Raw genomic sequence first — 21,620 nt, 5'->3', positions numbered from 1 at the left:
TCACAATAGGTTTCTCCTGTTCTTTTTTAGAGGCCTGTCTTACAGGTTTTTCTTTAAAAGATAAATAACTGAAAATTAAGAACTATAATCTTTGAAAGAGGTGGGGCATACACATAACAAAAAAGGGATTGTTTAAGAGAGGGGGATAAGAAATGGTTTTGTTTGGTTATCCACTTGAAACAATTTATTTATACGGATTTATTATTGCTACTATACTCACTGTGATTTATATCTTTTTTGGAGATATATTTGAATCCATATTTAGTTTTGGAGGCGGATCGGTATCCGTTGTTACTTTATTACTTAGTTTTTTCGCCATGTTATGTGGGCTTAGTTATATAGGAGAATATTTATTTTCCTTTAATAGCATTCTTATTTTCGGGGCTGCATGTGCTATATCCTTTATTGGTGTATTCATAATGAAAATACTAATTTTAAAGCCAATTGCAGAAGCAGAACAAAATACTGTGCAACGTATGGATGAGTTCATAGGTTGCAAAGGGGAAGTCATTACAACAATTCCTACAGAAGGATTTGGAGAAGTACTAATATCCTCTCAATTTGGAAGTAATGCAATTCCAGCTAAAACAATTGGGAAAAAAGATATTTCACAAGGAACTGAAGTTATTATCGAGGGAGTCCAAGATGGTGTTTTACTTGTACAAAACATCGCTTATTCTTTAAAAAAACCAAAATTATAAGGGGGAATTCACATGACGATTCCATTAATTATTGGTGGAGTGTTACTCGCAATTTTAATTCTACTCATTTTAGTATTCATTACGAAGTATCGAACAGTTGGACCAGATGAAGCGTTAATTGTTACAGGGAACTGGCTTGGTGGCGGAAAAAATGTAGTTACCACTGATGATGGAAAGAAGATTAAGATTATTCGCGGTGGCGGTACATTCGTAGTTCCAATTATGCAACGAGCAGAGCCTTTAAGCCTATTAAACTATAAGTTAGAAGTGGGTACACGTGATACGTATACGAAGCAAGGTGTTCCAGTTACAGTAAATGGTGTTTCTATTATTAAAGTAGGTTCTACGATTGAAGAAGTATCTACAGCAGCTGAGCAATATTTAGGAAAAGAAACAGAAGAGTTAAAAGTAGAAGCAAAAGAAGTTTTAGAAGGTCATTTACGTGCGATTTTATCTTCTATGACAGTAGAAGATGCGTATAGTAATAGAGAGCAATTTGCTCAAAAAGTACATGAAGTAGCTTCTACTGATTTAAAGAAAATGGGTCTTCGCATCGTTTCCTTTACAATTAAAGAAATTATGGATAAGAATGGTTACTTAGATGCACTTGGTCAGCCGCAAATTGCGACAGTGAAGCGTGATGCAACAATTGCGAATGCAGAGCGTGAAAAAGAAGCTCGTATTGAAAAAGCTCGTGCTGAGAAAGAAGCAAAAGAAGCTGAATATCAACGTGATGCTCAAATCGCTGAAGCTGAAAAACATAAAGAATTAAAAGTACAATCTTATAAGAGAGAGCAAGAACAAGCTCGAGCAGACGCGGATCTTTCTTACGAATTACAACAAGCGAAAGCACAACAAGGTGTTACAGAAGAGCAAATGCGCGTTAAAATCATTGAGCGTGAGAAACAAATTGAATTAGAAGAAAAAGAGATTGCGCGTCGTGAGAAGCAATATGATGCAGAAGTTAAGAAAAAAGCAGATGCAGATCGCTATGCTGTTGAGCAATCAGCGGAAGCAGAAAAAGTGAAACAAATTAAAAAGGCAGATGCGGATCAATATAAGATTGAAGCTGAAGCGAGAGCTCGTGCAGAAGAAGTACGTGTAGAAGGTTTGGCGAAGGCGGAAATTGAAAAAGCGCAAGGTCAAGCAAAAGCAGAAGTACAAAAAGCACAAGGTACAGCGGAAGCGGATGTTATTAGATTAAAAGGTTTAGCAGAGGCAGAAGCGAAACAAAAAATTGCAGAGGCATTCGAGTTATATGGCCAAGCGGCAATTATGGATATGGTTCTTAAAATGCTTCCAAGTTATGCGAAAGAAATTGCAAGCCCACTTAGCAATATTGATAAAATTACAGTTGTCGATACAGGTGGCGGTGGTAAAAATAGCGGCGCCGGAAAAGTTGCAGGTTATGCGACTGATTTAATGGCAACAATGCAAGAAACGTTAAAAGCTTCTTCTGGAATTGACTTAAAAGAGCTATTAGAAGGATTTGCAGGAAAAGGAGCGGTACAACAATTATCAAGTGATAAACCTGTTGTATCTGTAGTAGAAGATGAGAAAAAAGAAGTAGAAAAAGAGAAAGAATAGTAAGGCGGGAGAGACCTCTAGTAAGTACGATGCTAGAGGTTCTTCTGTGAATTATAATATTTCGAATAATATACATTTTTATATATTGTTTTAATTATTTAATTTATATAGAATGAAAAAGGTATGTATTAACTCTTTAATAGAAAAAGAGACAAAGAGTTAATACAATTAATCGTGTAATTTATATAAATAAATTAAATGTGAGATAATTACATTTAAAAAGGTATGGAGGGGTAGAAATATGTTTCAAGGGAAATTAAGGAGTAGTAGTCTAAAAGCAAAGTTACTTGTGTCATTTGTTATCATTTTAATTCTTCCAAGTATTGTAATTGGTTGGACGTCTTATCAACAAGCAAAGACAAATTTTAATGAAACAATTTTACAATCAGCGAAAGATAACGTAAAGATTTTAAATAATGTTATTAACAAGGAGATAGACAGTAAAAAGGTAGACGCAGTATATTTTACAAAGTTATTTAATGGAGTAAGTTACGGAACTGATCAGCTCCAAAATGTGCAAAATAAATTAGAAGAATATAATAAATTACATCCAGAAATAGAAGCAGTTTATACGGGATCTAGTACGGGACAATTTATTCAATCACCGTCTATTCAAATGCCAGATGGGTATAATCCTACCGAAAGAGATTGGTATAAAGAAGCAGCGAAAAAAAGCGGAGAAGTGGTTATCACAGCCCCATATAAGTCAAGTACAACAGGGAATATTGTTATTACAATAGCAAAACAAAATGAGGATAAAAGTGGTGTTCTCGGTATTGATTTAATTATTAATGATATTGTAAATACTTCAAAAATGGTCAATATCGGCAAAAAAGGATATGTAGCAATCTTTGACCAATCTAAAAATGTAATAGCGCATCCAACGATGAAGCCAGGTGACAAGGTAGAAGAAAAAGTGGAGAAGGAATTGTATAAACAAGAAACAGGTGATTTTAAATTCAAACTTGATGGTGATGATCGCAATATTACCTTTATAACAAATAAGCAGACTGGATGGAAAATAGCAGGAATTATGCCTTCAAAAGAAATTATCGAAGCAGCTAACCCTATTTTCTATAAAACAATAACTGTTATTGGTATTTCATTAGTAATTGGTGGGATTTTAATTTACTTCATAATTGCTTCTATTATTAGTCCGTTAAAACAACTTGTTATATCATCGAAAAAGATTAGTGAAGGCGATTTAACAGAGTCAATTACAGTTCATTCTAAAGATGAAATTGGACAGCTAGGAGAAAGTTTTAACGAGATGGCTGCATCGTTACAAAGTGTCATTTCCAATATAAACACTTCAGCAAGTCATGTAGCGGCATCTTCAGAAGAATTAACAGCTAGTATGAAGCAGACAAGCGAAGCAACGGAACAAATTACACAGGCGATAGAGCAAGTATCAAGTGGTGCAGAAATACAAACGAAAGAAGTTGAAGAAGGAGCAACATTGTTAGAAGAGGTTACAGAAGGAATTCAGCGTGTTGCAGATAGTTCTTCATTAGTATCTACAGCCTCTATGTATACGAAGAAAAAAGCTGAAAATGGTGGGAAGTTAGTTGAACAAACTGTGAATCAAATGCAATTAATTCATGAGTCTGTTTCGCAGTCAGACAAAATCATTGGTTTGTTAGACGATAAGTCGAAACAAATTGGAGCAATCCTTGAAGTGATTCAACATATTGCTGAACAGACAAATTTATTAGCGTTAAATGCGGCAATTGAGGCTGCGAGAGCTGGAGAGCAAGGAAGAGGATTTGCAATTGTAGCAGATGAAGTGCGAAAGCTAGCAGAACAATCAGGACAGTCTTCTACGGAAATTGGGAAACTAGTGAAAGAGATTCAATTTGATATAAAAGAAACAGTAAGCTCTATGAATCAAGTTGGAGTAGAAGTACAATCAGGACTTGTAGTTGCAAATGAAACGAAGCAAAGCTTTGCCGAAATATTGAAGTCTACAAATGATACAGTTGTACAAATTGATAGCATGGTAGATGTAGCAAAACAAATGACGGTAGATGCAAAACAAGTAAGTACATCTATTAATGAAATTGCAGCTACGATTGAAGAAAATGCAGCAAGTGTTCAAAATATTGCTGGTTCCTCTGAGGAACAATTAGCTTCAGTAGATGAAATAAATGCAGCAGCAGTTCATTTATCACAAATGGCAGAAGAATTACAAGAGATGATTAGTAAGTTTAAAGTGTAATAACGAATGTTAAGAAACGAGGTAGTAATTTTACTTCGTTTCTTTTTTTATGAAGAGAAAAAGAAAGAAATATAGAGTAACCGTGTTATGATTAAGTATAATTAAAGAGACTGTATATTCTTTAAATTCTATCTTTAATCATGTTAGGGGAATGGTTTTGAAATTTAAAAAATTAAAACTCCAACCGAGAATTACATTAACTATAAGTACACTTATTTTAGTTGTACTTATGCTAACGAGTTATTTATTTTATTACATATTATCTGAAACGGTAGAAGAGCAAATTGGGAAACGAGCTTTGCATGTTGCGAAAACAGTTGCTGCTATACCTGAAATAAAGGAAGCTTTTCAAAAAGAAAACCCAGCTTCTATCATTCAGCCGATTGCAGAAAGAATTCGAATGGATACAGAGGCTGACTTCATTGTAGTTGGAAATAAAGAGGGGATTCGATATGCGCATCCTGAGCGAGATAAAATAGGAGAAGCGATGATTGGTGGAGATAACAAAGGTGTTTTATTAGAAGGAAAATCATATGTTTCGAAAGCAACTGGATCATTAGGCCCTTCATTACGTGGAAAAGTTCCAATCCGTAATCAGGAAAATGAAATCATTGGTGTGGTGTCTGTTGGATTTTCAATGGACGATATTCATGGAGCGGTAGAAGTGTATGGAAAGCGTGTATTTTGGATTACAATAATAGGGCTATTAATTGGAGTAATCGGCTCTATATATTTAGCGGCAAGTATAAAAAGAATGATGTTCGGTATGGAACCAGAAGAAATTTCCTCTTTATATGAAGAGCATAGTACAGTGATTCAATCTGTACGTGAAGGGATTATTGTAATCGATAAAAATGGCATGATTAGTTTAGTCAATCAAGCAGCTTATGATATTCTTTCGCTAGATAAACAACAAAATATTATTGGGGAATTTATTTTAAATGTAATTCCTAATTCAACGATACTAGATGTACTTCAAACTGGTGAAGAACAGTTTGATCGCCAATTAAATATAAAAGGACAGGCTGTTATTGCGAACCGTCTACCTATTAAAGTAAAGAATAAAGTAACTGGCGTTGTATCGAGCTTACGTTTGAAATCTGAAATGGATCAGTTAACAGCAGAATTATCTCAGACGAAGCAATATACAGAGGCATTACGAGCGCAAGCGCACGAATATAACAATTTATTGTATACGCTTTCAGGTCTTATCCAATTAGAATCATACGAAGATGCTTTAGAGCTTATTCATAAGGAAACAGCGGTATATCAAGATTTTGTTCAATTTATTATGAAGCGGATTCAAAATCCATGGCTAGGTGGAATTTTAATTGGATTTTATAATAGAGCACGAGAGTTGAAGATTGATTTTATGCTAGATAGAGAAAGTGGTTTAGAAAAATTAAGTCCACATATTGAGAGTAATTATGTCGTTTCTATTTTAGGAAATTTAATTACGAATGCATTTGAAGCAATTGAAAAAAATGAAGAGAATGATAAGACAGTAAGGATGTTTGTAACTGATATTGGAGAAGAAATAGTAATTGAAGTGGAAGATTCAGGGCAAGGGATTCATGATGAAATAATTACTAGCATATTCTATAAAGGCTTTTCGACGAAAGAAGGAGGAGAGCGAGGATATGGATTAGCAAAAGTGAAAGAGTTAGTAGAAGATTTAAATGGAAGTATTGCAATTGAAAAAGGGGATTTAGGTGGTGCGTTATTTATTATTGCACTACCGAAAGAGAGAGGCGAATAGTAATGGGTGAGGAGATTGAAGTATTAATTGTAGAAGATGATATTCGGATTGCTGACATTCATCGTCGTTTTACTGAAAAAATTGAGGGATTTAAAGTAATTGGAACGGCAACGACTGGAGAACAAGCGAAAGAATGGCTAGAGCTTGTGAAGCCACAGCTTGTGTTATTAGATGTGTACTTACCTGATATGCAAGGAACGGAACTTGTCACATATATTAGGCATCATTTGCACGATACAGATATTATTATGATTACAGCGGCATCGGAAACAGATGTAGTGAGGCACGCCCTGCGGGGCGGAGTAACAGATTATATTGTAAAGCCACTAATGTTTGATCGATTTAAGGCGAGTTTGGAAAGTTATCAAAAAAAGATTGTGCAGCTGAAGAAAAATAATCAATTATCTACAGAACAAATAGAACATTTATGGTCTCAAAGAGGCGTAAAGGGAAATGAAATGGAATATGCCCCGAAAGGGATAGACCCCTTAACTTTAGCAAAAATAAAAAAACATATGTTAACAGTTAATGAAGAAGGGATTACAGCAGAGGTACTAAGTTCAATGGTAGGCGTAAGTCGATCAACTGCAAGGCGCTATTTAGAGTATTTAATATCTGGGAAGAAAGTCCACGCAGAGCTAATATATGGGAGTGTGGGGAGACCGGAGAGACGGTATTTTCTTGTTTCTTCATAATAAAAAACAGTAGAGGATTTATTTCTTCTACTGTTTTTTGCGTCTTATATTGGAATAATCCCAATTACAATGCCAGTAATCAACATCACCATTGTCGTTCCAACTGCCCACAATAAAGTAAAACGTTGATGTTCACCAAAATCAACTTTTGCCATCCCAACTAATAAATAAGTGGATGCAACAAGAGGACTTAATAAGTGAACGGGTTGCCCAAGTAAGGAAGCACGTCCCATTTCAGCTGCACTAATTCCGTAAGTAGCAGCAGCCTTAGTTAAAATAGGTAATACCCCAAAGTAAAATGCATCATTGGACATGAAAAATGTGAATGGCATACTAAGAAGAGCTGTAATAATTGGCAATTGTGGTCCAAGTGCATCGGGTATAAGAGTTACTACACTGTTAGCCATGGCATCTACCATTTTTGTTCCAGATAAAATACCAGTGAAAATACCGGCAGCAAATACGAGAGAAACAACTGCTAATACATTCCCTGCATGAGAAGCAATACGTTCTTTCTGTTGTTCTAAGTTTGGATAGTTAATCATAACAGCGATAGCAAAAGCGACTGTAAATAAAACAGGTAACGGCATAACTTCTAGTATGAGACAGACAAGTAATGTAGCGGTTAATAAAAAGTTAATCCATAGAAGTTTAGGACGTTTATGCACTGCGGCTTCGACAGTTGCAGCTTGCTCATCCATTGTTTGCATTTGTTTTAAATACTGTACATCCATAATTCCTAAACGTTTTCTTTCTTTTTTTCCAAGATAGTAAGCAACGAAAACAACCCAAATTGCACCAGCAATCATTCCTGGAATAAGAGGTGTAAATAATTCGGAAGCCTCAAGTCCAAGTGCGCTCATAACACGAGCTGTGGGTCCACCCCAAGGTGTAAGATTTGTTACCCCCGCCCCTAACATAACAACTCCAGCTAATATGAGGGGGTTCATTCCAAGGCGCTTATATAGTGGATACATTGCGGAAACTGTAATCATGTATGTTGTTGTACCGTCACCATCTAGAGAAACGATAATAGTCAATATAGCCGTTCCGATAACGATTTTTAAAGGATCTCCTTTTACAAATTTTAAAATCTTACTAATGACAGGATCGAATAAACCGCTATCAATCATAATCCCAAAATATAAAATAGCGAACATAAGCATAATACCAGTAGGTGCTAATTTTTGAATTCCCTCTAACATCATAGGCCCCATATTGGCATAGAATCCGCCAATTAATGCAAAAACACTCGGAATTAATATTAATGCTACTAGCGCTGACATACGTTTCGTCATAATTAAAAACATAAAGACAAATACCATCGCAAATCCAAGTAGTGCTAACATGTGATTTCCCCCTCAAAAGAATGATTGCGCTTTCAAAATAGAATAAAAATTCAGAAAAATGTTTTTTATTTATAATAAAAGCATCTATTCAAATGGTAAATAATTTGAAAAATAACATCATTAGAAGCATAATTTTTATTTTGTTCATTTTGTTCACGGTAGTTAATTTGAATTTTTAAAAAGTAAGCTGCTCCTCGTAAGAATGGTAGAATAAGATGAAAATAGTGAAGTGTGAAATAGGGAGTAGATGTTATATGAAAACGAGAATTGAAGAGATTTATAGCTCTTATGAAGGAAAAGTAGAGGAGATTTTTATTAATGAATCTTCTTACGTATATGAATGGGAAAAATTATTGATGATCCGAAAAAATGACGGTGAGCTTAAAAAAATCGCAGTCGGTATTAGTGGAAATATAAGATTGGTAAATGTAGAAGTTGGACAGGAAATTAGTGCGGATACATTATTAGTTAAGTTAGAAGATGATTTGTTAATTACAGGTTGCGAGTGATGAGAGATGTGTAGAAATAACTACACATCTTTGTTTGTTTCCTATATTACAAAAAGCACATTGTTTTTTCACAAATCTCACACAACCTTTTGGTATTCTTTTCGTGGAGTATACGGTTTCTAGGGAGGAATATTGATGAAAGTAAAATATGTCGTACTTGCTATATGTTTATGTTTCGTATTTACAGTAGTCGGGTGTGGGAAAAAGGAAACAGCAGCTGTTGCCATTGATGAGAAACATGATAAATGTGATATTTGTCAAATTGGGGTAACAGATAATCAATTTGCAACAGAAATTATTTTAGAAAATGGAAAAGCGTTAAAGTTTGATGATATCGGTTGTATGTATAAATGGATGGAGATCAACTCAGGTGAAAAGACGAAAGAGAAATTTGTTCGAGATTATGATTCGAAAGATTGGATTTCGTTAGAAGAGGCTACTTACGTATATGATAAAACAATAACGACACCGATGGCTTATAATGTCATTTCATTTAAAAATAAAAAAGATGCAGAGAGCTTTGTATCTAACTATAAGGGTAAAGTTCTTTCGTATAAAGAGCTAGCAGAGCATAAATGGGAAATGAATAAAGAGATGATGGGGAAACCGAAAGCAGGAAATCATGGTGGACATCATTAATAGAAAAAGACAACTATGTAGTTGTCTTTTTCTATTATTACTCAGGTGCAAATATAGAAAAGGTGTAAAATTTTTAGAAGAACGGTTACAATGGAATATAGTAACCTAAAGCAATCATTTATCCCGCATTAACGGGCAGTAAGATCCCCACCTCAAAATTTAGTGAAAGCAAAGAAGTTAGGTGGAGTCGGGCTGCCCGTAAAAGCCCGATTGGTGTGGGCTAATAATTAGTGGTGGATGAACAAAACCCCCACTAATTAAAGTTTCACTTTATGTACTTTTTAGAAATGTATACAAATGCGGTAAAAACGTGCTAAACTAATTGCTTCATAATGTTAATGATGGGGCCATCAGGCGTATCATTTCAATAGGTTGAGAAACATAGTATAAGCTTAAGATAATCCGATTAAAGAAGGAATCTAAAGGGCTTATGGATAAATGTACTCAAGAAGAGTTATTGTATGTGATGGAGGAATGGTTAAGAAAACATTATCTTTCATAGGAGCTGTAGTTGTGAGAAAACAAAAAATTTTATTATGTATTTTATTAGGACTTTTAATGACGGTAGTGGCTTGCGATAAGCAAGAAGAACCAGAATCGAAACCGGTTCATGTGAAAAATGAAAAGAAAAAAGAGAAGCATAAAGAACAGGAAGAATCTAAAGAAGAGAAAAGTATAAATTTAATGGACAAACAGTTGTTACTTTCAGCTACCCTTGGAGACACAGAGACAGCTATGAAGTTGATTCAGGATGGAGCGAATATAAACGTAGAAGGTGACAACGGAGAAACGCCTGTCCTTGCAGCGACGTACCAAAATCATGTAGAGACAGTTAAAGCATTAATTGGTGCAGGTGCTAATATTGAAATTAAAGATGAGAAAAAAAGTAATCCACTTCTTTATGCAAGTAGAGAAGGATATACGGATATTGTAAAAGTATTAATTAATGCAGGAGTTAATACGAAAGAAACGACTAGGTCAGGTGGGACAGCACTTATTTCTGCATCTGAGCGTGGCCATGTAGAGGTTGTTAAAGAATTATTAGAGCATACAGATATTGATGTGAATTATAAAAATGAACGTGGTGGAACAGCGCTATTAGAAGCAATTGTATTAGGAAATGGTAGTGAAAACCATAAGAAAGTAATTCAATTGCTTATTGATCACGGTGCAGATGTAAATATGGCTAACAAGGAACAGCTGACGCCACTGCAATACGCTGAAAAAAGAGGTTTTAAAGATATTGTAAATATGTTGAGGGTAGCTGGAGCGAATGAAGTAGTACAGCCACAACAGCCAGTAGAGTAAAAAACGAAAAATAATCCCATTTAGATAGACAGAATGAAGAAATCAGTTAGTATGATGGATTCAGTAATGTGTATTTGAATGGGATTTTTATTTTGAACATGAAAAATAGATTATGAATGGATGGTAAATGGAGTAAATAAGGAGGCAACCTTATTTGGCAATTGTAAAAAATGAAAAGGTAGTTTCTGTTTGTTTCAGTGCCAGAAGTACGCCCGTAGCTGCTGAGGCAAGTGTGGAAACTTTAGCGGAGTTTCAAGGGAACGGATATGGTACTGATGGTGTTACAGCCTGGGCGATATCAATACAAGAAGAAAAAAGCATTCCACTTTATAGTACTTCTTGGAATAATTATGCTTCACAAGCCGTTGCGAGAAAACTAAAACTAATTAACTATGGAATGAATTTGCATATCACTTAAATTTTAAAGATAGTTGTTTGCCGTTGGGATTTATTTGTATATCTAGATTAATATTAAGAAAATATGGTGAATATTAACATTCGATTAACACCTAATTAACAATCTATCAAAACTGACTTAATAAATGCGTAATATAGTAAAGGTAACAAAATAAATAGGGTAGAGAACATTTGAGAACACCCACTTACATATAATGTGCCACTTTCTTAGGTGTGCTCTATTCCCTAGAGTTCAAATAAGGAGAAAGGCGTTCTATGTAAGTAGGTGTTTTTAGTTTGGATAAAAATAGAACAGTTAGGTGGAAAAAATGTTTAAAGAACCTTATATTGCGATGATAAAGGATTGGAAAGGATACAAAGCATACAAAAAATTGCCGAAAACAGTTTTTCTTATGACTGGTTCAATGCTGGAATTACCAGAGCGTGTATATGAATTGCAGAAACATGGACATGATGTATTTCTTCATTGTGATTTTATACAAGGCTTAAATACGAATACAGAGGAAGCGCTTTTGTATATTCAAGATGTTATCGGGGCACAAGGTATTATTTCAACAAAGGGTTCAACAATTCGAAATGCTAATAAAATTGGATTGAAAACAATTCAACGTATTTTTATTGTAGATACTTTATCTCTTACTAAATCAATTGAAAATTGTAAAACGACTAAACCAAATGCAGTAGAGATTATGCCGGGGATTATGCCTTCTATTATTAAACAGCTAGTAGAGGAAATAGAGTTTCCTATTATTGCAGGAGGGTTGATTCAAACGCGAGAAGATGCGGAAATTGCAATTCGTGCAGGAGCAAGTGCGATTTCAACAAGTCATTATGAAGTATGGATACAAGAAGAAAAAAGGAGTGCAACCTTGTGATTGAATTGAAAAATGTTTCAAAGGTATATAAAAATGCAGAAGAGACAGCGGTTAAAGGCGTATCGGTTCATATTAAGAAGGGTGAATTTTTTGTTTTAGTTGGACCTTCGGGATGCGGGAAAAGCACATTATTACGAATGATCGCTGGCTTAGAAGAGATTTCTTCAGGAGATTTAATTATTAATGAACGTGTTGCAAATGATCTAGAGCCGAAAGACCGTAATCTATCAATGGTATTTCAAAATTATGCATTATATCCACACTTATCTGTAGAAGAAAATATTTTATTTGGACTTAAGGTAAGAAAAGTACAAAAAGAAGAGCGACAAAAGCGATTAATGGAAGCTATTGAAATGGTAGGACTGAAAGAGTATGTGAAAATGAAACCAGGCCAATTATCAGGCGGACAAAGACAGCGTGTTGCACTTGCCAGGGCAATTGTGAGTCAAGCAACAATCTGTTTAATGGATGAACCACTTTCGAATTTGGATGCGAAATTACGTGCGCAAATGAGAATTGAAATTAGAGAAATTCAGCAGCGATTAGGAATTACGATGATTTACGTTACCCACGATCAAATAGAAGCGATGACTATGGGAGATCGTATCATGGTTTTAAATAAAGGAAGTATACAGCAAGTTGGAACACCACTTGACATATATAACGAACCTGCAAACGAATTTGTTGCAAGCTTTATAGGTTCTCCTTCTATGAATATAAATGATGGGGAAGTAAATAAAGAAAAAGGTGTATTACATATAGGGCAATTGCAAATTCCATTATCTATTAGACAGTTAAAGCAATTACCAGAAGGAACAATTCGCATAGGCATGCGCCCTGAGCATATTGCACTGTCTGAGGAGGGACAAGAAGTGACGTTGCAATCTGTAGAAGTATTAGGGAATGAATCTATATTGAACTTTGCGGTAAATGGAACAACTTGGAGTGCGAAAGTCATCGGACAGTTAATCTTGAACAAAGGTGACAAAGTAAAATTATTATTCTCGCAAGAAAAGTTATGCTTCTTTAATGAAAACACGAATGAACGCTTAAAAGTGGTAGCTGAAGAAGAGTTGAAAGTGGTGGCGAAATAATGATCGGAGTAAGTAAGTTACCAGTTCAAACAAAGGTGTCAAAAAAGAAAAAATTATGGGGGAGAACGAAAGATTTAAGAATAGGATTATTGTTTTTAGCGCCATCTATTTTTTTATTTTCGATTTTTTTGTTCTATCCATTGTTTAGGACGATTTACTATAGCTTTTATTTAACCGATATACATGGGGAAGCTAATCTTTTCGTTGGCTTAGAAAATTATCAATACTTATTCTCTGATCCAGCCTTCTACAAAAGTATAAAATCAACTTTATTATTTGTTTTATATACAGTGCCTACGAGTATTATATTTGCTTTGTTTCTTGCATTGATTGCAAATGGAAAAGTAAGAGGTATTGGGTTATTCCGAGTTCTGTTTTCTTCGACGATGGGAATATCAGTAGCCGCTAGTGCAGTGATTTGGCTATTTTTATTTCATCCAAGTGTAGGATTATTTAATAATATATTAGCCTCTATGAACCTTCCTGCAATCGCATGGTTAACGAGTCCGGACTGGGCATTATTCTCTGTATCAGTTACAACAGTTTGGGTGAATACAGGTTTTGCATTTTTAGTTATATTAGGTGGTTTACAAAATATCGATACGTCGTTATATGAGAGTGCATCTATAGATGGTGCTAGTTATTTATATAAACTTCGCCGTGTTACATTACCGATGCTATCACCAACTTTATTCTTTATTGTAACAGTAACATTAATTAGTGCGTTCCAAAGCTTTGGGCAAATTGATATTTTAACGCACGGTGGACCAAATGATGCAACGAATTTGATTGTGTACTCGATTTACAAAGAGGCGTTTGTGAATCATCAATTTGGAACAGCAAGTGCACAAGCAATGGTATTATTTGTTTTCATTTTCATTGCTACATTACTTCAATTTAAGTTTGCTGAGAGAAAGGTGCATTATAAATGATTGTTAAACAGTGGAAACAAAATTTCCTATTATACATGCTGCTCATTATTAGTGCAGTAATGGTATTTTTTCCTGTACTGTATGCATTTTTAATAAGCTTTATGACACCAGACGATATTCAAATGAGAAGGTTATTTCCGACCCAGTTTACTTTTGATAATTTCATTAATATTTTTCAAAAAGTACCGCTTTTTACATACTTATATAACAGTTTAATTGTATCGACAGTCGTTATGATTGGACAACTTATCGTATCAAGTTTAGCAGCTTATGCTTTTGTTTTTCTTCAGTTTAAAGGGAGAAACTTAATTTTCTTCCTGTTTATTTCAACGATGCTTATTCCGTGGGAAGCAACGATGGTACCTAATTTTTTAACGATTCAAAACTTTGGTTGGATCAATAGTTTTGCTGGGATGACAGTGCCGTTTTTTGCAACAGCTTTCGGTATTTTCTTACTACGTCAACATTTTATGACACTTCCGAATGAACTGAAAGAAGCTGCGTTTATTGAAGGGATTGGAAATATAAGATTTTTATTCAGCGTCGTAATTCCGTATTGTAAAACGAGTTTTATTACGCTTGGAGTATATAGCTTTTTAACAACATGGAATATGTATTTATGGCCACTTTTAGTGACCACTGATGAAAAAGTAAGAACAGTACAAATCGGTGTGAAGCAGCTTCAGTCTCAAGAAGTTGCAACTGATTGGGGAAGCGTAATGGCCGGTGTTACGGTTATCGTTATTCCAACATTGATTTTACTATTTTTAGGGCAAAAGCAATTACAACAAGGATTAACAAAAGGTGCAATTAAATAACTAAGAGAAGGTGAGATTTAAATGAGTCTAGTTAAAAAAGGTGCTGCGCTATTAATGGTAGCAACAATGGCATTATCTAGTGCCGCTTGTTCAAATAGTAAAACAGAAGGAAAACCTGAAGCACAGGCAAAAGTAGCACCAGTTGAAAAAAATGGTGATAAAACTGTAATTCGCTTCTGGCATGCGATGGGTGGAAAAACACAAGGAGTACTAGATGGTCTTGTTGCAGACTATAATAAGTCGCAAAATAAATATGAGATAAAGGCAGAGTTCCAAGGAACATATGAAGAGTCTTTAACGAAATTTAGAACGATGTCTGCAACGAAAGAAGCGCCAGCTCTTGTTCAATCGAGTGAAATTACAACGAAATATATGATTGATAGTAAAAAAATCACACCAATTGATAGCTGGATAAAAAAAGATAAGTACGATACGTCAAAATTAGAAAAAGCAATTACAAATTATTATTCAGTTGATGGAAAAATGTATTCTATGCCATTTAATTCATCTACACCAGTATTAATTTATAATAAAGATGCTTTCGCAAAGGCGGGCTTAGATCCAGAGAAAGCTCCGAAAACATATGCGGAATTACAAGAAGCAGCGAAAAAGTTAACGATTAAAGAAGGCGGAAATGTAAAACAATATGGATTCTCCATGCTTAACTATGGTTGGTTCTTTGAAGAATTGTTAGCGACACAAGGTGCTTTATATGTAGATAACGAAAACGGCCGTAAGGATGCTGCAAAGAAGGCGGTATTTAACGGTAAAGAAGGACAGAAAGTATTTGGAATGTTAGATGATTTAAATAAAGCTGGCGCACTTGGAAAGTATGGAGCAAGTTGGGATGATATTCGTGCCGCGTTCCAGTCTGGACAAGTTGCTATGTATTTAGATTCTTCAGCAGGTGTTCGTGATTTAATTGATGCATCTAAGTTTAATGTAGGTGTTTCATATATTCCGTATCCAGAGGATTCGAAACAAAATGGTGTTGTTATTGGTGGAGCATCATTATGGATGACGAATATGGTTTCAGAAGAAACGCAACAAGGTGCTTGGGACTTTATGAAATATTTAACGAAGCCAGACGTACAAGCAAAATGGCATACTGCAACAGGCTATTTCTCAATTAATCCAGATGCATATAATGAGCCATTAGTAAAAGAGCAATATGAAAAATACCCACAGTTGAAAGTAACAGTAGATCAACTGCAAGCAACGAAGCAATCTCCAGCAACACAAGGTGCTTTAATTAGTGTATTTCCAGAATCAAGAGATGCAGTTGTAAAAGCATTAGAAGCGATGTATGACGGGAAGAATAGTAAAGAAGCGTTAGATGAAGCTGCCAAAGCAACAGATAGAGCAATTAGCATTTCAGCTCGTACGAGTCAAAAATAAGAGAAAGCCGTATCCTTAAAAGGGATACGGCTTTCTTTATAGGGAGATAAGGGATCAAAGAAATGATGAAGTCTTATCTCTTTTATATGAGTAAAGGGTCTAGAGTGAATGTTGTCTTTTTCATTATTTATTTAACTCCATTGCCACTTGTTTACCATTTACGAAAACCTCTACTACCGCTACTACAACTTCCATTACTTTTTTCATCGCTCATCTCTCCTTATTTTTTGTTTCATTTCTTACTCTCAGTATAAGGAAATACAGTAATTACAACTATCGAATTGGATGACAAGAGACTTACATTGTTGTAAGGATAATAGTTTAGTTTGTAATAAAGTGAAACTGTAATCAGTGGGGGGCTTACTGCCCGTTAATGCGGGATAAATTTGATTTAAGATTAAGATTCAGAAGTTTCTGTTGTTTTGAACTATAATTAGAAAGAGGGGGGATAATATGAAAAGAATTCTTGTTATTAGTGATATTCATGGAGAGATAGAAAAGTTCGAACAGTTATTGGAAGAAGCACAATATGATGCGAAACAGGATCAATTAATCTTACTGGGAGATTATGTAGATCGTGGTCCAAATGCGCGTGCTGTAATTGAAAAGGTAAGAGAATTGAAAGAAGAGGGAGCACTCATTTTAAAGGGAAATCATGAAGATATGATGATTAAGGCGTTAACGACAAATGAGGAACGTTCATGGAACCATTGGGTAAAAAGAAATGGTGGAGATAAGACATTATATAGCTATGGATTTGTAGAAGAGGATATTGCGGTTAATGACAAAGACTTCCAAAAACCGATTTTACACTCTCGTGTATTAGAGGAACATATAAAGTTTATTCAAGAATTAGATCATTACATTGAAACAGAAGAGTATATATTTGTACATGCTGGGGTTGAACCGATGAAACGAGTTTCTGAATCTGAACCATATACGTTAATGTGGATCCGTAATGAATTTCATAATGGATATAGCGGTGAAAAGGTTGTTGTATTTGGGCATACGGAAACAAAAACGCTTCATGGTAGTGAGGATTGCGGAGTGTATTTTGGTAGTAATCGTATTATTGGAATTGATGGCGGGGCTGTGTACGGTGGTCAGCTAAATTGTTTGGAATTGCCGAGTAAAAAGGTATATGTAATAAAAAATTGAAAGAGATAAGAGGAATCTTATTTCTTTCAATTTTTTATTAAGCTAAATTTAAGACAAAGTTTTTATAATAAAACTTCAAAATTTTAGAAGGAAATAGTTAAAAATGAAACGTAATGTAACTACATTCTTTTGTTATGAAGAGAAGAAATGTAATAATAAATAGAATTGAACTATTTGATGGAAGGTGAGAGCATGCGCTTACTTGTAGTAGAAGATAATGCCTCGTTATTAGAGTCTATCGTACAAATTTTGCGTGATGAATTTGAAGTAGATACGGCAATAAATGGAGAAGATGGATTGTTTTTAGCTCTTCAAAATATATATGATGCAATTTTACTGGATGTGATGATGCCAGGGATGGACGGATTTGAAGTAATTCAAAAAATACGTGATGAAAAGATTGAAACACCAGTCCTGTTTTTGACAGCGAGAGATTCTTTAGAAGATCGGGTGAAGGGATTGGATTTTGGTGGAGATGACTATATCGTTAAGCCATTCCAGGCCCCTGAATTAAAAGCGAGAATTCGCGCTTTACTACGCAGAAGTGGTAGTTTAACAACGCAGCAAACGATTCGTTATAAAGGGATTGAATTGTTCGGAAAAGATAAAGACGTTCAAGTAGATGGACAAAGTATTAAGTTGACATTGAAACAATATGAGCTGCTAGAGTATCTCATTCAAAATAGCGGGAAGATTTTAATGCGTGAACAAATTTTTGATCGTGTTTGGGGATTTGATTCAGATACGACAGTAGCCATTGTGGAAGTGTATGTGCATCATTTGCGTAAAAAATTAGAACCATTCGGTTATCAGAAAGATATTCAAACCGTTCGAGGTATTGGATATATATTAAAAGAACAATGAAAAAGGGAAGTATGTTTCAAAAGACACGCATTCGTTTGACTATAGTGAATTCATTAGTATTTATCCTATTAATAGGTATATTAGGTAGTATTATTTATTCATACACATATAAGCGTATTTATAATGAAGTGGATCAATCTATAAAAATGATGGCTCAGTATAGAGAAAAATTAGATGTTAAAATACCACCAAGAAAACGTATGGAGAATATCCAAATTGGAGATCCGCGAGTAACTAGAATAACTTGGAATGGGAAAATAGTGAAAATAGAGGGCGATAACCGTAAATTCCGTTCTATTTTTGAAGAGAATTTGGAAAAGTTTTCTCCGGAAAAAATAGGGGAGTTACAAGATATCAAAGTACAAGGACGATATTTTAGAGCATTTTCGCTTCAAAAAGATGGAGAAATAGTTCAAATCGTGCGAGATATAACAGCGGAAGAAGGAATGTTAAATACTTTATTTTTAATCCTCGTTATAGGTTGTAGCATAGGAAGCCTCTGTGCGATAGGTATCGGCTTTTTCCTAGCTGGCAGAGCACTCGTACCTATTCAAAATTCATGGGAGAAACAGCAGCAATTCGTTTCTGATGCATCACATGAACTCAGGACACCACTTGCAGTTATTCAATCAAAAACGGATGTTTTATTTCAGTCACCATCCGCTACGATAGAAGAAAAAGCGATGGATATTTCTACAATTTCAAAAGAATGTAGGCGGTTATCGAAACTCGTTAGTAATTTATTATTGCTAGCACGTTCTGATTCTAATCAAATTGAGATGGATAAGAAAATATTTGAACTTGATAAATTGTTAGAAGAAATAGTAGCTCCATATAAGGAGATTGCTTCTTATCAAGAAAAAGAAATGATGCTAAAAGTAGAACGTGGTGTATCTTTTATGGGGGATAGAGAGCGGATTCATCAAATGATGGTCATACTGTTGGATAATGCGATGAAGTATACAAATGAAGGTGGGCATATTCAAATTGATTGCACGCAAACGAGTAGTTCAATTCGTATACAGGTGAAAGATGACGGGATAGGAGTGAAAGAAGAAGATATTCCGAAATTATTTGATCGTTTTTATCAAGGGGATAAAGCAAGAAGTACGTCAGAAGGAGCTGGATTAGGTCTTTCAATCGCAAATTGGATTGTAGAAAAGCATTACGGAAAAATATCAGTAGAGAGCAAATGGGGAGATGGCACTTGTTTTGAAGTGATTTTCCCTAAAAACCAAAAAATATAAGTAAAAAGACGACCTTGTTTTTACACAAGGTCGTCTTTTTTTAAGGTAAAGTTAAGAAACTATTTATATTATGTATGGCATAAAGAAAGTTCGTTACATGAAGAAGAGACTAGGTGTATGTGAGTGGGGTTTATCAATCATAATGTTATCTCAAGCAGCGATGAGATGTATGTATAGTATTAAAAAAACTAGGGGAATGATGGGAAAGAAAGTATAAGAGGGAGGAATTAATTTTGAAAAAGAAAATGATGACGGTATTCACTATTGGAGTAATGAGTTTAAGTATATTAGGGGGTGCCTCTCCTTCTGAAACACAAAAAGGAAAGACTGATTACACGCAGCGCAGTAAAGAACAATTAAATAATGGTAAGATACATGCAGTGCATACAGAAGAAAAAGCAGAGAAACTAGGTATTGAAACGGAAGGAAAAGAACAAATTACAATAGAAAAAGAAATTCATGAAACAGAAGTAGGAAGGGAAGCAGAGCAGTTAGGCATATCGATTGAAGGAAAAGATGTTGGGACGTTGTCAGAAGAAATCTATGAAACAAAAGTGAAGCAAGAAGCATTAAAACTAGGCATATCTATAGAAAATACATCAATTGTAAATTTAATTAATCAAATTAATATGATTAAAATTAATGATGAAGCAGATAAATTAGGTATTTCGACAAATGGAAAAGAAATAGAGGACATTGCAGAAGAAATCTATGGAAAGAAAGTAAGAGAAGAAGCAGGGAAGTTAGACATTTCTCAAAAGGGAAAAGAAATTGAAGAATTAGCACAAGAGGTGTACGAACAAAAAGTGCAGGAAGAAGCAAAAAAATATCATATTGATTTGTATGGGAAAGATATATATCAAGTATTAAGAGAAATTAATGAACAAAAGGTGCTACAATTGGCAGATGAGCTTAATATGGACAAAGCGAACATGAATATTCAAGAGCTAACAGAAAAAATAAAAAAAGATCAACCTGAGAGAGAAAAAGAACTAAATTTTGTACCAGTGATTCGAACGGATGCTGACGCATTTTATTCTTATTTAACGAACTAAAAAGGGCGTGAGAGTGATACGGAGGTTTAAGTGGTATATATGTATAGCATTACTAGCTATAGCGGTATGGAGTGTATATACAAATGGAGTTACAAAGTATGTGGAGAAGTTGACATTCTTCAATATACAAAACGGAAAAGAACCGGAATTTAGTAATAATGATGAAAAGGTCATTTTATCAAGTGTACCATTAATTCAGCAACTACCAGAGCTAGATCGAGGCTGTGAAGTGACAAGCTTAGCGATGATGTTACAATACGCTGGTGTTTCAGTGGATAAGATGACATTAGCAAATGAAATAAAAAAAGTTGATTTTATAGATGATGGTGTGCGCGGGAATCCAAATGAAGGATTTGTAGGTAATATTTATACATTTTCTGAATCAGGATACGGTGTATATCATGGGCCACTTTTTCAGTTAGCGGAAAAATATTTACCTAATAAAGCTGTAGACTTAACAGGGAAGAATATAGAAGAAATTTATAAGAGTGTAAAAGCAGGACAACCGGTAGTCATGATCACAAATGCAACATTTGCACCATTAGATGCAGATGAATTTACTACATGGGAAACAAATAGTGGAGATGTTTCAATTACGTATAATGAACATTGTGTAGTGCTTATTGGATATGATAAGGAATTTGTATATATTCGAGATCCTCTTAATGAAAGTTTAGATGTAAAAATACCGAGAGAAAGTTTTGAAAAGGCATGGATGCAAATGGGGAGTCAGGCGATTAGTTATGTGAAAAGCTCTAAATGAATGAGTAAGGAAAGAGATGTAAGGAATTGTAAGAGGAGTTTTTGTGGGGGTTTTTTGTTACGAAATAAGAGAACTTGAACTTATTATATAAGCTGAAGTTCTCTTATTTTTTTATGATTACATCTTTAGAAGGAGTGAATATGTAAAAATGCATAATTGACGAAAAAATTACATGTTATCATTATATATTGTTTTATATATGTTAATTGTATAAAATGACACAAGTATCCACAT

The 21,620-nt window shown here is 34.6% G+C and carries 19 protein-coding genes and 2 pseudogenes; 20 read left to right on the top strand and 1 reads right to left on the bottom strand.

Translation table 11 applies throughout. The features are described from left to right. The first annotated feature begins 152 nt into the window (after positions 1-152). The 6 genes and pseudogenes from ACQGS6_RS10015 to ACQGS6_RS09990 all read left to right on the top strand — a co-directional run bounded on the left by ACQGS6_RS10015 (position 153) and on the right by ACQGS6_RS09990 (position 6,960). On the top strand, positions 153-701 hold the full coding sequence (locus ACQGS6_RS10015; RefSeq protein ID WP_000242438.1) for an NfeD family protein: 549 nt from the start codon (positions 153-155) through the stop codon (positions 699-701). Positions 702-713: 12 nt separating this feature from the next. Then, positions 714-2,288: a flotillin family protein gene (locus ACQGS6_RS10010; protein WP_000155006.1), complete on the top strand. Its 1,575-nt coding sequence runs from the start codon at positions 714-716 to the stop codon at positions 2,286-2,288. A gap of 241 nt (positions 2,289-2,529) precedes the next feature. Continuing rightward, a pseudogene (locus ACQGS6_RS10005) lies at positions 2,530-3,564 on the top strand (HAMP domain-containing protein); the annotation flags it as partial. Next, positions 3,559-4,506, top strand: a complete 948-nt coding sequence (locus tag ACQGS6_RS10000; RefSeq protein WP_370940966.1) for a methyl-accepting chemotaxis protein — start codon at positions 3,559-3,561, stop codon at positions 4,504-4,506. The pseudogene ACQGS6_RS10005 and the gene ACQGS6_RS10000, both read left to right, overlap by 6 nt. A gap of 151 nt (positions 4,507-4,657) precedes the next feature. Next, positions 4,658-6,265: an ATP-binding protein gene (locus ACQGS6_RS09995; protein WP_002004376.1), complete on the top strand. Its 1,608-nt coding sequence runs from the start codon at positions 4,658-4,660 to the stop codon at positions 6,263-6,265. A 2-nt stretch (positions 6,266-6,267) separates the two neighbouring features. Continuing rightward, on the top strand, positions 6,268-6,960 hold the full coding sequence (locus ACQGS6_RS09990) for a response regulator (protein ID WP_000503463.1): 693 nt from the start codon (positions 6,268-6,270) through the stop codon (positions 6,958-6,960). Positions 6,961-7,004: 44 nt separating this feature from the next. Here the strand turns inward: ACQGS6_RS09990 and ACQGS6_RS09985 are convergent, their stop codons facing one another. Continuing rightward, positions 7,005-8,309 carry a CitMHS family transporter gene (locus ACQGS6_RS09985; protein ID WP_000880467.1) on the bottom strand — a complete coding sequence of 435 codons (1,305 nt, stop codon included), beginning with the start codon at positions 8,307-8,309 and terminating at the stop codon, positions 7,005-7,007. A gap of 254 nt (positions 8,310-8,563) precedes the next feature. Between ACQGS6_RS09985 and ACQGS6_RS09980 the strand changes: the two genes are divergently transcribed. From ACQGS6_RS09980 to ACQGS6_RS09915, 14 genes and pseudogenes are all read left to right on the top strand, one after another. Next, the gene (locus ACQGS6_RS09980; RefSeq protein WP_000857376.1) at positions 8,564-8,818 is read left to right on the top strand and encodes a hypothetical protein; all 255 of its coding nucleotides are present in this window, start codon (positions 8,564-8,566) and stop codon (positions 8,816-8,818) included. A gap of 135 nt (positions 8,819-8,953) precedes the next feature. Continuing rightward, positions 8,954-9,457, top strand: coding sequence for a nitrous oxide reductase accessory protein NosL (locus tag ACQGS6_RS09975; protein WP_000865667.1), 504 nt, complete (start codon positions 8,954-8,956; stop codon positions 9,455-9,457). A 438-nt stretch (positions 9,458-9,895) separates the two neighbouring features. Continuing rightward, positions 9,896-10,765, top strand: coding sequence for an ankyrin repeat domain-containing protein (locus ACQGS6_RS09970; protein ID WP_000287337.1), 870 nt, complete (start codon positions 9,896-9,898; stop codon positions 10,763-10,765). Between the two features lie 142 nt (positions 10,766-10,907). Further along, positions 10,908-11,183: pseudogene (locus tag ACQGS6_RS09965) on the top strand (GNAT family N-acetyltransferase); the annotation flags it as partial. A gap of 307 nt (positions 11,184-11,490) precedes the next feature. Continuing rightward, the gene (locus ACQGS6_RS09960) at positions 11,491-12,057 is read left to right on the top strand and encodes a glycerol-3-phosphate responsive antiterminator (RefSeq protein ID WP_000472003.1); all 567 of its coding nucleotides are present in this window, start codon (positions 11,491-11,493) and stop codon (positions 12,055-12,057) included. After that, the gene (locus tag ACQGS6_RS09955; RefSeq protein WP_047385580.1) at positions 12,054-13,151 is read left to right on the top strand and encodes an ABC transporter ATP-binding protein; all 1,098 of its coding nucleotides are present in this window, start codon (positions 12,054-12,056) and stop codon (positions 13,149-13,151) included. The genes ACQGS6_RS09960 and ACQGS6_RS09955 overlap by 4 nt, the downstream gene beginning before the upstream one ends. Next, on the top strand, positions 13,151-14,083 hold the full coding sequence (locus tag ACQGS6_RS09950) for a carbohydrate ABC transporter permease (RefSeq protein ID WP_426965091.1): 933 nt from the start codon (positions 13,151-13,153) through the stop codon (positions 14,081-14,083). Before ACQGS6_RS09955 ends, ACQGS6_RS09950 begins: the two co-directional genes overlap by 1 nt. Further along, entirely contained in the window at positions 14,080-14,901 is an 822-nt protein-coding gene (locus ACQGS6_RS09945; RefSeq protein ID WP_000635946.1) for a carbohydrate ABC transporter permease, read from the top strand. Before ACQGS6_RS09950 ends, ACQGS6_RS09945 begins: the two co-directional genes overlap by 4 nt. A gap of 21 nt (positions 14,902-14,922) precedes the next feature. Further along, positions 14,923-16,299, top strand: a complete 1,377-nt coding sequence (locus ACQGS6_RS09940; protein WP_000060602.1) for an ABC transporter substrate-binding protein — start codon at positions 14,923-14,925, stop codon at positions 16,297-16,299. A gap of 453 nt (positions 16,300-16,752) precedes the next feature. Next, entirely contained in the window at positions 16,753-17,457 is a 705-nt protein-coding gene (locus ACQGS6_RS09935; protein ID WP_000821967.1) for a metallophosphoesterase family protein, read from the top strand. A gap of 192 nt (positions 17,458-17,649) precedes the next feature. Beyond that, positions 17,650-18,321, top strand: a complete 672-nt coding sequence (locus ACQGS6_RS09930; RefSeq protein ID WP_001238623.1) for a response regulator transcription factor — start codon at positions 17,650-17,652, stop codon at positions 18,319-18,321. After that, positions 18,318-19,568, top strand: coding sequence for a sensor histidine kinase (locus tag ACQGS6_RS09925; RefSeq protein WP_000715829.1), 1,251 nt, complete (start codon positions 18,318-18,320; stop codon positions 19,566-19,568). The genes ACQGS6_RS09930 and ACQGS6_RS09925 overlap by 4 nt, the downstream gene beginning before the upstream one ends. Positions 19,569-19,801: 233 nt before the next feature. After that, positions 19,802-20,623: a transporter gene (locus ACQGS6_RS09920; RefSeq protein WP_426965090.1), complete on the top strand. Its 822-nt coding sequence runs from the start codon at positions 19,802-19,804 to the stop codon at positions 20,621-20,623. Between the two features lie 13 nt (positions 20,624-20,636). Then, positions 20,637-21,386, top strand: a complete 750-nt coding sequence (locus ACQGS6_RS09915) for a C39 family peptidase (RefSeq protein ID WP_002004381.1) — start codon at positions 20,637-20,639, stop codon at positions 21,384-21,386. Positions 21,387-21,620: the final 234 nt, after the last annotated feature.

The organism is Bacillus sp. GMs2/2 (assembly GCF_050172095.1).
Taxonomy (GTDB): domain Bacteria; phylum Bacillota; class Bacilli; order Bacillales; family Bacillaceae_G; genus Bacillus_A; species Bacillus_A cereus.
Note: the sequence above shows the minus strand (reverse complement) of the source record. Positions and strands in the feature narration are given on the sequence as shown.